General features: G+C 56.8%; 15 protein-coding genes. 11 read left to right on the forward strand and 4 right to left on the reverse strand.

Features of this window, described 5'->3' with window-relative positions; all coding sequences use genetic code 11:
• Positions 1-3 precede the first annotated feature (3 nt).
• The 8 genes from BUA39_RS14600 to BUA39_RS14635 all read left to right on the forward strand — a co-directional run bounded on the left by BUA39_RS14600 (position 4) and on the right by BUA39_RS14635 (position 7,708).
• Positions 4-804 (forward strand): cytochrome c oxidase subunit 3, encoded by an 801-nt coding sequence (locus tag BUA39_RS14600; RefSeq protein WP_072793956.1) that lies wholly within the window; start codon positions 4-6, stop codon positions 802-804.
• Positions 805-902: 98 nt separating this feature from the next.
• Complete coding sequence (locus BUA39_RS14605; RefSeq protein WP_072793957.1) at positions 903-1,580, forward strand: SURF1 family protein; 678 nt, start codon at positions 903-905, stop codon at positions 1,578-1,580.
• Between the two features lie 5 nt (positions 1,581-1,585).
• Positions 1,586-2,977 carry a threonine synthase gene (gene thrC, locus BUA39_RS14610; protein ID WP_072793958.1) on the forward strand — a complete coding sequence of 464 codons (1,392 nt, stop codon included), beginning with the start codon at positions 1,586-1,588 and terminating at the stop codon, positions 2,975-2,977.
• Positions 2,974-4,236 carry a M16 family metallopeptidase gene (locus tag BUA39_RS14615; RefSeq protein WP_072793959.1) on the forward strand — a complete coding sequence of 421 codons (1,263 nt, stop codon included), beginning with the start codon at positions 2,974-2,976 and terminating at the stop codon, positions 4,234-4,236. Before thrC ends, BUA39_RS14615 begins: the two co-directional genes overlap by 4 nt.
• Positions 4,236-4,820, forward strand: a complete 585-nt coding sequence (locus BUA39_RS14620) for a GNAT family N-acetyltransferase (protein ID WP_072793960.1) — start codon at positions 4,236-4,238, stop codon at positions 4,818-4,820. The genes BUA39_RS14615 and BUA39_RS14620 overlap by 1 nt, the downstream gene beginning before the upstream one ends.
• Before the next feature lie 47 nt (positions 4,821-4,867).
• A complete protein-coding gene (locus tag BUA39_RS14625) occupies positions 4,868-5,698 on the forward strand; it encodes an MBL fold metallo-hydrolase (RefSeq protein ID WP_072793961.1) in 831 nt (276 codons plus the stop codon).
• Between the two features lie 39 nt (positions 5,699-5,737).
• Entirely contained in the window at positions 5,738-6,274 is a 537-nt protein-coding gene (locus BUA39_RS14630) for a DUF1697 domain-containing protein (protein WP_084605017.1), read from the forward strand.
• 18 nt (positions 6,275-6,292) lie between these two features.
• Complete coding sequence (locus tag BUA39_RS14635) at positions 6,293-7,708, forward strand: FAD-binding oxidoreductase (protein ID WP_072793962.1); 1,416 nt, start codon at positions 6,293-6,295, stop codon at positions 7,706-7,708.
• Here BUA39_RS14635 and BUA39_RS14640 read toward each other — a convergent pair.
• Together BUA39_RS14640 and BUA39_RS14645 are read right to left on the reverse strand one after the other, a co-directional pair.
• The gene (locus BUA39_RS14640; protein ID WP_072793963.1) at positions 7,705-8,244 is read right to left on the reverse strand and encodes an adenine phosphoribosyltransferase; all 540 of its coding nucleotides are present in this window, start codon (positions 8,242-8,244) and stop codon (positions 7,705-7,707) included. The two genes, BUA39_RS14635 and BUA39_RS14640, sit on opposite strands and share 4 nt — an antisense overlap.
• A gap of 28 nt (positions 8,245-8,272) precedes the next feature.
• A complete protein-coding gene (locus BUA39_RS14645; protein WP_072793964.1) occupies positions 8,273-9,151 on the reverse strand; it encodes an S-methyl-5'-thioadenosine phosphorylase in 879 nt (292 codons plus the stop codon).
• A 193-nt stretch (positions 9,152-9,344) separates the two neighbouring features.
• Between BUA39_RS14645 and BUA39_RS14650 the strand changes: the two genes are divergently transcribed.
• From BUA39_RS14650 to BUA39_RS14660, 3 genes are all read left to right on the forward strand, one after another.
• Positions 9,345-10,985 (forward strand): SulP family inorganic anion transporter, encoded by a 1,641-nt coding sequence (locus BUA39_RS14650; protein WP_072793965.1) that lies wholly within the window; start codon positions 9,345-9,347, stop codon positions 10,983-10,985.
• Between the two features lie 225 nt (positions 10,986-11,210).
• Positions 11,211-11,717 (forward strand): GNAT family N-acetyltransferase, encoded by a 507-nt coding sequence (locus BUA39_RS14655; RefSeq protein WP_072793966.1) that lies wholly within the window; start codon positions 11,211-11,213, stop codon positions 11,715-11,717.
• Between the two features lie 31 nt (positions 11,718-11,748).
• A complete protein-coding gene (locus tag BUA39_RS14660) occupies positions 11,749-12,522 on the forward strand; it encodes an EcsC family protein (protein WP_242648612.1) in 774 nt (257 codons plus the stop codon).
• On the opposite strand, the gene ptsP is transcribed toward BUA39_RS14660, so the two are convergent.
• Together ptsP and BUA39_RS14670 are read right to left on the reverse strand one after the other, a co-directional pair.
• Complete coding sequence (ptsP, locus tag BUA39_RS14665; RefSeq protein WP_072793967.1) at positions 12,523-14,775, reverse strand: phosphoenolpyruvate--protein phosphotransferase; 2,253 nt, start codon at positions 14,773-14,775, stop codon at positions 12,523-12,525.
• Between the two features lie 113 nt (positions 14,776-14,888).
• Entirely contained in the window at positions 14,889-15,980 is a 1,092-nt protein-coding gene (locus BUA39_RS14670) for an acyltransferase family protein (protein ID WP_072793968.1), read from the reverse strand.
• Between the last annotated feature and the right edge of the window lie 140 nt (positions 15,981-16,120).

Raw genomic sequence — 16,120 nt, forward strand, 5'->3', positions numbered from 1 at the left:
CACATGGCGCACGCTAAAAATCACGATTATCACATTCTGCCGCCGTCGATCCTGCCTTTATTGGGCGCGGTTTTCGGCTTCTTTATGCTGTTTGGCGCAGTTCTTATGTTCAAGGACATGGGGTCCTGGATGTTCCTGGCTGGCCTGGCTGGCGTTCTGTACGTCATGTTCGCTTGGTGGTCCGAAGTGACCAAAGAAGGCCAAACAGGCGACCACACCAAAGTGGTTCAAATCGGTCTGCGCTACGGCTTTATCCTGTTCGTGATGTCCGAAGTCATGTTCTTCGCGGCGTGGTTCTGGAGCTTCTTCAAACATGCGATCTACCCAATGGGCCCAGACAGCCCAATGGTTGATGGTGTGTTCCCGCCAGCAGGTATCGAAACCTTTGACCCTTGGCACCTGCCGCTGATCAACACGCTGATCCTGCTGTGCTCTGGCTGTGCCGCAACTTGGGCGCACCATGCTTTGGCGCATGAAAACAACCGTAAAGACATGAAATGGGGCCTGATCATTGCGATCGTCCTCGGCGTGTTCTTCACCATTCTGCAGGCTTACGAATACAGCCACGCGGCCTTTGGGTTCTCTGGGTCCATCTATGCTGCGAACTTCTTTATGGCGACCGGCTTCCACGGTGCGCACGTTGTGATCGGTACGATCTTCCTCTTCGTCTGCTTGATGCGCCTGATGCGCGGCCATTTCACACCAACTCAGCACGTGGGTTTTGAAGCGGCGGCTTGGTACTGGCACTTTGTTGACGTGGTCTGGCTGTTCCTCTTTGCGGCTGTCTACATCTGGGGTCAGTAAGACCAAGCCTTGGGCTTGTACCTTTTGACCAGATAAGCATATTGCAAGTCGCGGCGAAGCCTTCGCCGCGATTTCGTCTTTGAAGGGCCTCCCGCATCGTGCGTCGTCTTTTTCTTCCTCTGTTCTTTGGCATTGTCGGCACAGCTATTCTGCTGAAGCTGGGCTTTTGGCAGGTGGATCGACTGGCGTGGAAAGAGGCGGAACTCGCCCGGATCGATGCAAAAATTGTGGACGCGCCTGTCGCTGTGCCGACTGCCCCAACCGAAGAGGGTGACGAATACTTACCCGTAGTGACAACAGGGCGGACCGAAACACCGGAACTACACGTTCTTGCCTCCAGTAAACAGACCGGCGCGATCTACCGGATCGTAACTGCCTTTGAGACCGCAGAAGGCCGACGCCTGTTGTTGGACCGTGGCTGGGTAAAACCCGAAGCCAAGAATGCCGAGCGCAGCCCTGTGACGGCGACCATTGTCGGCAATCTATTGTGGCCTAATGAACGCAACAAATACACGCCGGAAAATGATGTATCTGGGAACACGTGGTTCGCCCGCGACATCGCAGACATGTCTGCCATTCTGAACACAGAACCGATCCTGATCGTGCAACGCGACAAGATCGACGTTGCCCCTGAAATAACCCCTATGCCAGTCACCTCGACCGGCATCCCAAATGATCACCTGCAATACGCCGTGACTTGGTTCGGACTGGCTCTGGTCTGGATCGGCATGACGCTGTATTACCTGCGCCGCATGCGCACACGAGAAAAGGTTTAAACGCCGTGAAATACATCTCTACCCGAGGGAACGCCCCAGAACTGAGCTTTGCCGAAGCGATGCTGACCGGTCTTGCCCGTGACGGGGGCCTATATGTACCGAAAAAAATCCCGACAATGTCACAAGATGACATCGCTGCATTGGCTGGCCAGTCTTACGAAGATATCGCCTTTCACGTGATGAAGCCCTTCATTGGCGACTGTTTCACGGATGAAGAATTCAAAGGCATCATTGCGCGCGCCTATGAAGGGTTCCGCCACACGGCACGTGCACCTTTGGTGCAGATGGGGCCAAACCACTACCTGCTGGAACTGTTCCACGGCCCAACACTGGCCTTCAAAGATTTCGCGATGCAGCTGATTGGCCAGCTGTTCCAGTTTGAACTGGAACGCCGCAAAGAGCGCGTGACCATTGTTGGGGCAACTTCGGGTGATACCGGGTCTGCCGCGATTGAAGCTTTCCGCGGGCTAGAGAACGTCGATGTCTTTATCCTGTTCCCACATGGCCGCGTGTCTGACATTCAGCGCAAGCAGATGACCACGCCGGATGACGCCAACGTGCATGCTTTGGCTCTCGAAGGGGATTTTGACGATTGTCAGGCGCGCCTGAAGGATATGTTCAACGATTTTGACTTCCGTGATGGCGTGAAGCTGGCGGGTGTGAACTCGATCAACTGGGCGCGCGTATTGGCGCAGGTGGTTTATTATTTCTCCTCCGCCGTCTCGCTGGGTGCGCCGCACCGCAAGGTCAGCTTTACAGTGCCCACCGGCAATTTTGGTGACATCTTTGCAGGCTTTATTGCCAAGCAAATGGGCCTGCCGATTGACCGGCTGGTCATCGCAACCAACCAGAACGATATCCTGCACCGCACCATGGAAACCGGTGCCTGCACAAAGGCCGGTGTTACACCCTCGATCAGCCCGTCTATGGACATCCAAGTCAGCTCCAACTTCGAACGGGCCCTGTTCTTTGCCTATGAAAAAGACGGCGACGCGGTGTCGAAGCTGATGGAAGATTTTGCCGACGGCTCTTTCACCATCAGCCAAGGAGCGATGGAATGGCTGCGCGAGCAGTTTGACAGTGGTCGCGCCTCGGAAGAAGAAACCAAGGCAACAATCACTTCGGAATACGCCACAACCGGCGAAGTGCTTTGCCCGCATACCGCCGTTGCCGTAAAAGTTGCGAATGAAAACCTGTCGACAGAAACACCCATGATCACGCTTGCCACAGCACATCCTGCCAAATTCCCGGATGCTGTTGAGGAAGCGATGGGCGCGCGCCCTGTTCTACCGCCGCATATGGCCGACCTGATGGAACGCGAAGAACGCCAGTGCAAAGTGCCAAATCAACTGGCGCTTTTGGAAACCATTATCAAAGACCGGATCGCCGCACGTTGACTGTAAATCTGCACACTCTGCCCAACGGGTTCCGCATCGTGACCGAGCATATGCCCGGTCTGCAATCCGCTTCTGTTGGCATTTGGGTCACCGCCGGTGGCCGCCACGAATTGGCACAGCAAAACGGCATTGCCCACTTTCTGGAGCATATGGCCTTCAAAGGTACCGAGCGGCGTAATGCGTTGCAGATTGCCGAAGCAATTGAGGATGTCGGCGGCTATATCAACGCCTACACAAGCCGCGAGGTCACGGCATATTATGCGCGTGTTCTGAAGAACGACGTGCCGCTGGCGATGGACGTGATTGGCGACATCCTGTTGAACCCGGTCTTTGACCAGCGCGAGATCGAAGTTGAGCGTGGCGTGATCCTGCAAGAGATCGGGCAGGCGTTGGATACACCCGATGACGTGATCTTTGACTGGCTGCAAGAACGCGCTTACCCGGATCAGCCGATGGGCCGGACTATCCTTGGCCCGGAAGAACGTGTGAAAGCCTTTGGCCGCGAAGACCTAAGTTCTTTCGTTGGCCAGCACTATGGCCCGGAACGTATGGTGCTTGCTGCAGCCGGTGGCGTTGACCACGACCAAATCGTGAAACTGGCCGAGCAGATGTTTGGCCACATGACACCCGGTGCTGACTTCGTGGACAGCCCCGCGCATTTTGCGGGCGGGGAATACCGGCAGGAGAAATCGCTTGAGCAAGCGCATTTCGCGCTTGGTTTGGAAAGCCCTGATTATCGCAACGATGACATCTACACCGCGCAGATCTATTCGGTCGCGCTCGGGGGCGGTATGTCCTCGCGCCTTTTCCAGGAGGTGCGCGAAAAGCGGGGTCTCTGCTATACGATCTACGCCTCTACCGGGGCCTATGCCGATAGCGGTATGACCACGATCTATGCGGGCACCTCTGGTGAGCAAATCGCCGATCTGGCCGAGATCACGATTGATGAGATGAAACGTGCTGCCGAAGACATGTCCGCCAAGGAAATCGAACGCGCACGTGTGCAGATGAAGGCAGGTATGCTGATGGGGCTGGAAAGCCCCTCTAGCCGCGCCGAACGTCTGGCTCGTATGATTGCGATCTGGGGCAGGGTGCCCGGCCTAGAAGAGACCGTTGCCAAGATCGACGCGGTCACCAATGCCGATGTGCGGGCCTTTGCCGAACATATGGCTGTTACGGCCCCGGCAGCTCTGGCGCTTTATGGTCCGGTCTCTGCCGCTCCCGCGCTTGAGCGCCTGCAGGAGAGGCGCGCCGCCTAATGCTTCTGACCCGAAAGAAAGTCCGCATCGAGACAGAGCGCCTGACCCTCAGGCCGCCGGTGCATTCTGACTTTCGGGACTGGGCGTGGCTGCGCGACAGCAGTGCTGAATTTCTGATCCCGTGGGAACCGAAATGGGCGCAGGACCACCTCAGCCGCAAGAATTTCACCAATCGGGTCTACTGGGCGCAGCGGTCGATCAACAGCGGGACGGCTGTGCCGCTGTTCATTGTTAATCGCGCGCAGGATTGTCTCCTTGGGGCCATCACGCTGGACAATATCCGGCGTGGCCCCGCGCAGTCTGGCACGCTCGGCTATTGGATCGGTGAAAAATACGCGCGCCAAGGCTATATGCGCGAAGCCATAGAGGCGATGGTGCATTATGCCTTTGTGCAACTGGACCTCAGCCGTATTGAGGCCGCCTGCCTGCCTGAAAACGCGGCCAGCCGGGGATTGCTGGAAAAATCCGGCTTCAAATACGAAGGTGTTGCGCAAAGCTATCTTCAAATTAACGGCCGCTGGCGCACACATGTTCTTTATGCTTCGCTTCGTAAGGACCGACGCGGACGCACCGACGCGGGCTGATCCCGAAACGCGGTTTTTGTGCTATCCTCCGCCAAGGAGGATCACCCATGCGCGCGTTTCTTGTTCTATTCTTCTATTTTCTTTCTGCTGCGACTTGGGCCTTGCCCAGTATGGCCCAAGATCGACAACCCAGCCACTGCATTGCGATTGCAGACGCAATGCCGGGGGCACAGTTCATCCACAAAGCGGCTTTCAATGACCCGGTCGCGCAGGACAGTATCCGCATTCGCTATATCAACCACGCAGCCTTTCTGCTGCTGACCGAAGGCGGGGTTTCGGCCGTGACCGACTTTACCGGGTTTATCGGTCCGGCACCCTTTCTGCCCGACATTGTCACAATGAACCACGCCCACGAAAGTCACTGGACGCCCTTTCCAGACCCGGCCATCCCGCATGCACTGGAAGGCTGGGGGGATGGCGTGACCGGCGCGGAGTATCATCTGACAGTCGGAGACCTTCTGGTGCGCAATGTGCCCACCGATATTCGGCGCGGGTCTGGGATAGAACTCAATGGCAACTCCATCTTTGTGTTCGAAGCGGCGGGGCTTTGTGTTGGCCACCTTGGTCACCTGCATCACGAACCCGATGATGCCCAATATGCAGCGCTGGGACGGTTGGACGTGGTGATGGCGGCCGTCGATGGCGGGCGCACCTTGGATTTGCCGTCGATGAAACGAGTGCTGACCCGACTAAAAGCCTCTATCGTCATTCCAATGCATTGGTTTGGCACAGGGACCTTGAACCAATTCCTATTCGATATGTCAGACAGCTATGTCATCCAGGACGAAGGCGCGCATGCGCTGGAGGTGTCTATCGCGTCGCTGCCGGATCGCCCGACGGTGATTGTGTTGCAGCCAAAATACCTGAGCCTGCCATAAGCCCTTCGGCCCGTGGCAAAGACGTGCTAGGGCAGGGGCATGACAGTGCAGACCTACATCATCTTGCTGCGCGGCGTGAATGTCGGCGGGGCAGGCAAATTGCCCATGGCCGACCTGCGTCTGCGCCTTGCGGAGGCAGGGTATACAGGGGCAAAAACCTATATCCAGTCAGGCAATGTGGTGCTGCAAAGTGACAAAGCCAAGGTTGCGGTCAAAACCGATGTGCAAGATGTGATCGACACGCATTTTGGTTTTCGACCCGGGGCCATCGCCCTGACCGTTGATGCACTTGGGAGTGCCATCGCGCAGGCGCCGTTTGACGTGCCAGACAAAAAGTTTCTGCACATTGTCTTTCTAGACGGTCACGTGACGCTAGATCGCGATGGGCTGCAACAGTTTTGCACCAGCGGAGAAAGCTTCCACCTTGATGGTGATGTCTTCTACCTCGCGACGCCAAATGGCTTTGGCCGTTCCAAAGCGGCGGAAAAACTGGACAAGTATCTGACTGCAGACGTAAAAACGGCCCGTAACCTGAACTCTTGCGAGAAGATACTGGCGCTGGCCACGTCTTTCTAAGCGCCGCAAAGGACACCCATGCCGCTTAACCCTGCTGACCCTGATTTCCTCTCGGCGCTGGCTGCGCGCCTTCCAAAGGATACGCTCAGGGCACCTGAACCGCGCTATCTGGAAGAACCGCGAGGCCGTGCAACAGGGCTGGCTGGCGCGATTGCTTTGCCGCGCAGGGTGCAGGAGGTCAGCATCATTGTGAAAGCCTGCAATGACCACGGCGTTCCACTGATCCCATTCGGTGGGGGGACTGGATTGGTTGGCGGGCAATTAAGCGACGCGTTGCCTGCACCTTTGGTGATGTCACTCGAACGGATGAACCGTGTCCGGTCGGTGAATGCGCAATCCAATGTGATCGAGGTGGATGCGGGCTGCATCCTAGCAGATGTCCACGCTGCAGCAGAGGGTGCGGGTCGACTTTTCCCTTTGTCGCTAGCAGCCAAAGGTTCTGCGCAGATTGGCGGCAACTTGTCGACCAATGCAGGGGGCGTCAATGTGCTGCGCTATGGCAATGCGCGTGACCTGTGTCTGGGGCTAGAAGCTGTTCTGCCCAACGGCGACATTTGGCAAGGGCTGTCGCCGTTACGCAAAGACAACACCGGATATGACCTGCGCAACCTTCTGATTGGGGCAGAGGGCACATTGGGCGTGATTACGGCTGCGTCGCTGAAACTATTTCCCCAGCCTTTCGCGCATGAAACCGCGCTTTTGGTCGTGCCCTCACCAGAGGCCGCGCTGGACCTGCTGGCGATGGCGCAGGATATGGTCGGCGAAGCGGTCAGCGCGTTTGAACTGATGTCGCGTCAAGCATTGGACTTCCTGGCAGAGACGATGCCAGAGGTTCGTTCCCCCTTCACCAACCACCCAGATTGGTTTGTCCTACTGGACTTTGGTCTTAGCCGCGCGCAGGCAGGTAATGCTGCCATGGAAACGCTGTTTGAGGCTGCTTTGAAAAATGGGCTGGTCAGCGATGGGTTCATCGCCTCTTCCAGTCAGCAGAGAGAAGATTTCTGGACCCTTCGGGAATCCATTCCCTTGGCGAACCGCGCAATTGGGTCGATCAGCAGCCATGACGTATCTCTGCCACTCGACTGCCTGCCGGTGTTCATTGAACAGGGTCAAAAGCTGGTTGAAGGATTTGGCGGGCTGCGCCTGAACTGCTTTGGGCATCTGGGGGACGGGAATTTGCACTTCAACGCATTTCCCCAAAAAGGAAGAAACAAAAGCGAATTCAGCCATTTGTCCGCGGAAATTAAATCTGCCGTGCACGACCTTGTTGCGCAGTTCGGTGGCTCGTTCAGCGCAGAACACGGCGTTGGTCGGCTTAAGACTGGTGATCTGCTGAAATACGCGGACCCAACCAAAATCGCCGCCATGAAAGCAATCAAGGCGGCGTTGGATCCGAATGGGATTATGAACCCCGGCGCGGTGCTTGAGGTCTAAAGCCCTTCAAATTCACACAGGGCGTGCACGTCCATGCCCATGGCCTCAAGTCGTTTGCGACCCCCAAGGTCTGGCAGATCGATGATAAAGCTGCAGGCCACGATCTCGCCGCCCAGACGCTCCACCAGTTTGATCCCGGCCTCTGCCGTACCGCCTGTGGCCAAGAGGTCATCTACGACAAGGATCTTTTCGCCGGGTTGGATCGCATCGTCGTGCACTTCGACGATCGCCTCGCCATATTCCAGCTCATAGTCTTGCGAGATCGTGGTGCCGGGCAGTTTGCCCTTCTTGCGGATCGGAACAAAGCCAACGCTAAGCTGGTGAGCAATTGCCCCGCCCAAAATAAACCCGCGCGCCTCTAGGCCAACAACCTTGTCGATCCGTTCGCCCGCATAGGGATGCAGCATCTGGTCGATTGCCATGCGAAACCCGCGCGGGTCCGCGAATAAGGTCGTCACATCGCGAAAGAGTATGCCCTCGTGAGGGAAGTCAACGATGGTACGAATATAGTCTTTGACGTCTGCGGATTTGCGCATTTTGTCCTCAAATCTCGGTAGTGATCGGTCAGGTATTCAGAACACGGCCGGCAACCGCGTCTAGTTTGGCAACAACAGCTGGGTCGCGTGCCTCCGGTGCCGTCAGGATTGCATACTCTAGTGCCTTATCGCATCCGTGTGGGCAATCTTGGCGGTCTGCGCCCAAAAGGTCAGGCAAGCGTTTGACCAGATCACGTCCTTTGTCAGCATTGCCCATCAAGGTCTGGATGATCTGTGTCACGTCCACTTCGCCGTGGTCAGGGTGCCAGCTGTCGTAGTCGGTGATCATGGCGATGGAGGCATAACAAAGCTCTGCTTCTCGGGCGAGTTTCGCTTCGGGCATATTGGTCATGCCGATAACGTCACAGCCCCAGCTTTCGCGGTACATTTTGCTTTCGGCCAATGTAGAAAACTGAGGGCCTTCCATCGCCAGATAAGTCCCGCCTCGGTGCATCTTGATCCCGGCAGCTTTGCCTGCAGTCTCACAGGCATCCGAAAGGCGCGGGCAGGTCGGGTGGGCGACACTGACATGGGCCACGCACCCCGTGCCAAAGAAGGATTTTTCACGTGCAAAGGTGCGGTCAATGAATTGATCGACAACAACAAAATCACCCGGTGCCATTTCTTCGCGGAAAGACCCACAGGCCGATACAGAGATCACATCGGTCGCGCCAAGCCGCTTTAGGGCGTCGATATTCGCGCGGTACGGGACTGTAGTTGGCGAATGCTTATGCCCACGTCCATGACGCGGTAGAAAGGCCATTTTCACCCCGTTGAGCATGCCGGTCAGGATCTCGTCTGATGGATCGCCCCATGGCGTGTCGACCTTGGTCCAAGTAGCGTTTTCCAGCCCATCGATGTCATAGATGCCCGACCCGCCAATCACGGCAATCATTGTCTCTGTCATTGCACTTCCTGTCATTTACTTTGCGGCATTCTTGTCCTTGGTGCGCGCAGATGGCAATCCCATGCGGTGCAAATCTGTGCGATGGGCACGCGGACGTGATTGACAGCGCATAGGCTTCGGGCAGTACCCTTGTAGAAAGGGGGGATTTCCGATAGGCGCGGGGCAACGAATTGATGTCCCGATTGGAAGTCCGATGAAACGCGCAGCATTGGCGAATTTCGCCAAGAATATCTCTCCGCCAAACTTGTCAATCATGCAGGATGAAGGCTGGTCCGTGCACCGCGTACGCACCGAGTTGCTGTCTGGCCTGACAGTTGCGCTTGCGTTGGTGCCAGAGGCGGTGGCTTTTGCCTTTGTGGCAGGCGTGCACCCGTTGGTGGGCCTATATGCGGCCTTTCTGATCGGTTTGATCACGGCCATCTTTGGCGGCCGCCCCGGTATGATTTCGGGCGCGACCGGCGCTTTGGCGGTTGTGATGGTGGCGCTGGTGGCAGAACACGGTGTTGAATACCTTTTTGCCACCGTTGTCCTGATGGGCATTCTACAGGTCATCGCTGGAGTGATGCAGTGGGGCAAATTCATTCGCCTCGTGCCGCATCCCGTGATGCTGGGCTTTGTAAACGGCCTGGCGATTGTGATCTTCCTTGCGCAGCTGACGCAGTTCAAAGACCCAGACGACACGACCCAATGGCTTCAGGGTGCTCAATTGATAAGCATGCTGGGTCTTGTAGGCCTGACGATGCTGATCATTTGGGGTTTGCCTAAGATCACCAACTTTATTCCGGCGCCGTTGGCGGGGATCGGTGTTGTGGCCTTGCTTGTGATTGGACTGGGGATTGATGTGCCAACTGTTGGCGATATGGCCTCGATCAAAGGCGATTTTCCAAGCTTCCACCTGCCTTTTGGCGAAGGTGTCGGCCTCTATGGTACGCCGCTTGCACCGTTCAATTTGGAAACTCTGCAAATCATTCTGCCCTATGCTGTGATCCTCGCGGCCATCGGCCTGATCGAAAGCCTGCTGACCTTGAACCTTGTTGGGGAGATCACGGGCAAACGTGGTGGTGCCTCGCAGGAATGTATCGCGCAGGGCGGCGCGAATATCGTGACCGGGTTCTTCGGTGGCATGGGTGGCTGCGCAATGATTGGCCAGTCGATGATCAACGTGAAATCGGGTGGCCGTACCCGGATTGCCGGGATCGTGGCAGCACTGTTTTTGCTCTTGTTCATTGTGGCGGCAAGCCCGCTGATCGAGCAAATCCCGCTGGCCGCATTGGTTGGTGTGATGTTCATGGTTGTGATCGGCACCTTTGCGTGGAACTCGATCAAGATCATGACCAAAGTGCCCTTCACAGATGCCTTTGTGATCGTCCTAGTCACCGTCGTGACCGTCGCAACCGACCTTGCGATTGCCGTTGTTGTCGGCGTGATCGTCTCGGCGCTGGCCTACGCGTGGAACAACGCGCGCCGTATTCACGCGATTGAACGCGAGTCGGTGACTGACAAGGGCGCGAAGGTTTATGAAATACAGGGGCCGTTGTTTTTTGGTTCGACAGACGGGTTTGTTGAACTCTTCAAGATCGATCAGGATCCAAAAACTGTGATCGTCGATTTTAAATATAGCCGTGTGGTGGACCAATCCGCCCTACAAGCCATTGAGGCCGTGGCCGGGAAGTACGAGGACTCAGGAAAAGAATTGATCCTGCGCCACCTCAGCCGTGATTGTCACCAACTGCTGACCAAGGCGGGCCACTTGATGGTCGATAGCGACGACGACCCGGAATATGGCGTCGCGGTCGACTATAGCGTGCGCACAGGTATTTTGGGCGGTCACTAGATCCAATTATATGGCTTGATTACCTGAGACCCTGGAGCATCCGCTTCGGGGTCTTTCGTTTCTTGCCTCGGCTGAATTTTCAGTGTGAGAGACGCGCGGGCGAATGACTCAGAAGGTAGTTCGCAATACCCGAAGGGCTTGCAGCGCTGCGTGCTGCATGCTCTATGCATTGAAACGCGGCGACAGATCCGGCGATAGGTTTGCAAAGAAAGAGGGCAGACACTGGTGTTTCACCTGTCTCAGGAAAGTGAAGATGATTGGTGGGAGGTCGAGGCCCTCTATGACCTTTGTTTCGCACCCGGACGAGAAGCCCTGTCATCCTACCGTCTGCGTGATGGGGTCGATCCTGTGGCCGATCTGTCCCTCGTGGCCCGCGATGGCGATCAAATCTTGGCAGGTGCGATCCGGTTTTGGCCGGTCAAAGTTGGAGACAATACCGCTTTGCTTCTTGGCCCGGTCGCGGTGCACCCGACCCGGCAGGGCGAAGGGTTGGGCGCCTTTTTGATCCGTGAAAGCCTAAGCATTGCCAAGGACCTAGGTTGGGACAGGGTGATCCTTGTCGGGGACGCGCCGTATTATTCCCGTTTCGGCTTTGTAAAGCTTGACGATGTTGTCATGCCGCCACCAACCAACCCGGAGCGCGTTTTGGGCGTCGCGCTGGTAGATGGCGCATGGACGAACGTTGCCGGACAGGTGATCCGGCTTTCTGACACGCCAAAGTCCATGGGTTGAAACCCGGCGAGGTCTTCCCACCTTGAAGGGTATGGAACAGAAAACGCTAGAGACAACCGCCATGGTGATTGACCCGACACCCAAGCTTGAGGCGCTGGCGAAGCGCTATCGCGAAGCCGGAGGCGTTGGGATTGAGTTGTTGAACATGCTCGGAGCGCAGGCCGATGGTTTGGTTGAAAGCCTACCGCGCGCTGTCAAAGACCGGCTACACTCGGCAACTGAAGCAGCGTTGGTGCAGGCGATGAAGGCCGCCACTGGCTCTCGCAAGGTAATCCGCTCGGGGCAGCCGAACTGGTTGCAAACGGCCGTGGCGACCTCAATGGGGGCAGCGGGCGGCATTGGTGGCGTGGGAACGGCGCTTGCAGAACTGCCTCTCACTACAACCGTGTTGCTGCGCACGATCCAAGATGTCGCCGAAGGACGCGGGTTTGATCCGGCATCAGACAATGTTCAGTTTGATTGCATACAGGTCTTTGCGGCGGCAGGGCCCCTGTCTCAGGATGACGGTGCTGACCTTGGATTTCTCGGTGCGCGTATGGCGCTTTCAAGTGGTGGCACGAAAAAACTGCTGTCTTGGGTGGCACCGCGTCTAGCGACTGTGTTTGGACAGAAACTGGCTGCGCAGGCGGTGCCTGTTTTGGGGGCGGCAGCGGGCGCGGCCACGAACTATACGTTCATCAACTATTACCGTGAGATGGCGCATGTGCACTTCGGCCTGCGCCGCTTGGCGATTGATGCCAATATCGGCGACGCAGAACTTGTTGACCGGTTCCGTGCCCTAGCACTGCACCCAAAGATTAGGTGATCACGCGTCCGGATTGGCAGTGCGCAGGTACTCTTTGACCGCATTGCGTACAGATTGATCTCCACGCTCGCGCGCTTCGTGAATGATGGCACGCACCTCTTCCAAGTTGGTCCGTCGCAACAGGCTTTTGACCGGCCCGATCGAGGCAGGGCGCATCGACAGAACGCGCAGGCCCATGGCCGCAAGGCAAAGTGCCTCAAGCGGGCGACCCGCATCTTCGCCGCAGAAACTCAGCGGGGTCTGCGTGCTGCGACACCGATTCACAATGCCTTCGATGAAGGTCAGGAAGCTAACGTTCAAAGTGTCATACCGCCGGCGCACGCGTTCGTTTTCCCGGTCGGCGGCAAAGAAGAACTGTTTCAGGTCATTGCCACCGATTGAGATAAAGTCAACTTCTTCAAAGAACTTCTGCGGCGCGAAACCCAGCGACGGCGTTTCCAGCATTGCGCCGACGCGCAGTTCTGAGGGCAGGGGGTGGCCTAGGATTTTTTCGCGCGCGACAGCCTTGTCCATCTCGGCTTTGGCGGCAGTGAACTCTTCGTATTGTGCAATGAATGGGAACATCACCGTCAGTGGCCGCCCCGCCGCTGCCCGTAAGAGCGCCTGAAGCTGCATGCGCAGCACACCGGGTTTATCGAGGCCGACACGGATCGCGCGCCAACCAAGCGCCGGGTTGGGCTCGTCCTGCGGGGCCATGTAAGGAAGCACCTTGTCTGACCCGATATCAAGCGTACGGAACACCACGCGCTTGCCCTTGGCGGAGTCCATCACCCGAGAATAAAGTTCAGCCAATTCCGTTCGGCGCGGCATCTGGTTGCGAATGAGGAACTGCAGTTCGGTGCGAAACAACCCTACGCCTTCAGCACCAGAGCCTGCAAGCGACGGTAAGTCGGCCATCAACCCTGCGTTCATCATCAGTTGAATGGTCGTCCCATCCAGCGTTTCGGCAGGCTTGTCGCGGATCGACGCATAACGCGTTTGCGCATCAGTCTGCATCGCCATCTTATCGCGGAATGCTGTAGCGACGGTTTCATCGGGGCGCAGGTGCACGACACCTTCGTCGCCATCAACCATGATGGTGTCACCGTTCAGCGCCTCGGTCGTAATCCGCTCGGCATGCACAATCAGTGGGATCGCGAGGGCGCGCGCGACAATGGCAGCATGTGAGCCGACAGAACCTTCTTCCAGCACGACGCCCTTCAGCTTGCGATCGTATTCCAGCAGTTCCGCTGGTCCGATATTGCGTGCCACAAGGATCGGGTTTTCTGGCATTTCCGCCCCGGTGTCGCGGCCTTGACCTGTCAAGATTCGCAGCAGCCGGTTCGAGAGGTCGTCAAGGTCGTGCAACCGGTCACGCAGGTAGGCGTCCGTCGCTTGCCCCATGCGCGCACGGGCAATGGACTGCTCTTTTTCCACAGCAGCCTCTGCCGAAAGTCCCTGTCCGATGTCTTGCTTCATCCGCTTAAGCCAACCCTTAGAGTTGGCAAACATGCGGTAGGCTTCCATCACCTGTAGCTGATCTTTGTCGCCGCCAAGCGCACCCTCCAGCATACGGTCCACACCGACGCGCAACTCTTCAATCGCGGCCTCAAGTCTTTGGACCTCTGTTTCTGGGTCATCAGCGATTGGGTTAGAGATCACAACACGCGGTTCGTGCAGCCAGACCTTACCTTCGGCGGCGCCCTCCTGGGCCGTACCGCCACGGATCAAAACAGACTGCTGGTGCAGTGGCGACAGGGCAGCGCCTTCGCCGACAAAGGCACCCAATTCGGTCATTTCGGCAATCACCATCGCCACGACCTCAAGCGCGTAGACCTCATCAGAGGAATAGTTGCGGGCTTCTTTGGATTGAACCACCAAAACACCGAGGTTTTCGCCAAGGCGCTGGATCGGAATGCCGCAGAAAGAGCTGTAAATCTCTTCGCCGGTTTCCGGCATATAGCGGAAACCGCTTTCGGATGGCGCGTCCGCACTGTTTACCACGCGGCCTTTCTTGGCGACGCGGCCCACAAGGCCCTCACCGATCCGCAGGCGTGTTTGGTGGACGGACTCTGGCTTAAGGCCTTCTGTGGCACAGAGCTCTAGCGTCTCGGGGTCGCGGAACAAATAGATCGAACACACCTCGGTCCCCATAGAGGAAGCGATCAATCGCGTGATCTTATCCAGACGCGCCTGACCGGCGCTATGCTCTGCCATGGCTTCGCGTAAGCGCAGGAGCAGCTTGCGGCTTTCGCTTTCGAAATTTTTGGCCATGTAAGTTTTTTTCCCGATGTTCCGGAAACAAGTTATAGGCGAGGTCGCCGGATGATGAAAATACTTAGTTCGGTTCGCATCAAATATATGCAGCGCAGTCCGATGTAATGTGCCTATTTATTAGCGGTTGATTGGTGGGTGCCAATCGGAGTCATCAAAAGGCCGGGAGCATGAGGCGCTTTGCGCGACGCTGCAATAATACGTGCCAATTTTAGGCTTGGCATTTCGACAAACCGATAACTCACGAAAGAAAGCGCGACTGTCGCAAGTACGGCCACCGCCGCTTGGCTCCATCCGCTCATCCACATGCCCAGACAGTGGTTGACGGGTTCATGCAGTAGATAGACCGAGAAACTGATGGTTCCGAGTTTCTGACATGACTGCGAACTCAAGACCAGCGACCTTTGTAAGGACTTGATCGTCATCGCCGATGTGAACACAACACTTGCGGCGCCCCAAGCGATCAACCCGGTCTCAAACCGCACGGACGGGTGCTGGAAATGTTTGAACCCAACCCATTGCGAGAAGATGAGCACGACCGCGGAGATGGCTCCGCACCACCGCAAGGCGCGCCCGGAAACATGCCCTGCCGACCAACTCCAGACCGCATAGCCCCAAAGGGCTGCGTTCAACATCGCGATGCGTTCGAAAGGCAGCCGTGTCGCAGACCACATTGACCATAGCGCGGCTGCGATGAGGCAAATGGCAAACCCAATGCAGACATGCGTCGCATGTTTCGGTTTGCTCACGATGAAGACAAAAGCGAAGAACGCGTACCAGACATATTCAAGCGAAAGCGACCACGCCACACCAAGAGCCGCCGGATGGCCGACATATTCAAAGACCAGCAACGCATTGGAAATATAGGACGCAACGCCGAAGTCACTGACATGGAAATAGGCGGGCACGCCAATCCAGCCCAACATGATAACCAAGGCGAAGGTCACCAAATACATCGGCATAATGCGAAAAAGGCGCTGCAGCCAATAGGTTCGCCATGAGAGCGTTTTCTGCACAGCAAGAGGGATCACAAAGCCGCTGATCATAAAAAACAGCGCGACCCCAAAAACACCGGGCCCAAGGCGCAAGAACCAATCTGCGCCGCCTTGGGCTGCGCGCTCGACGTAATGCTGCGCTACGACCGCTGCTGCTGCAACAAAGCGCAGGGTGTCCACATGGGCCAACCGTCCGCCTCGATCCGCCATAGTGCCTCTCCATTGATTGCCCAAGGGCAGTCAATCGATGAGGAACAAAGATATGGTTAATGGAGGCCTGCTTGCTTCGGAGCAGGCACAAAAAAACCGCCCATCAATGATGAGAGCGGTTTTTGTTGCTTCGATTGCGT

This window comes from Cognatishimia maritima (assembly GCF_900129685.1).
Taxonomy (GTDB): Bacteria; Pseudomonadota; Alphaproteobacteria; order Rhodobacterales; family Rhodobacteraceae; genus Cognatishimia; species Cognatishimia maritima.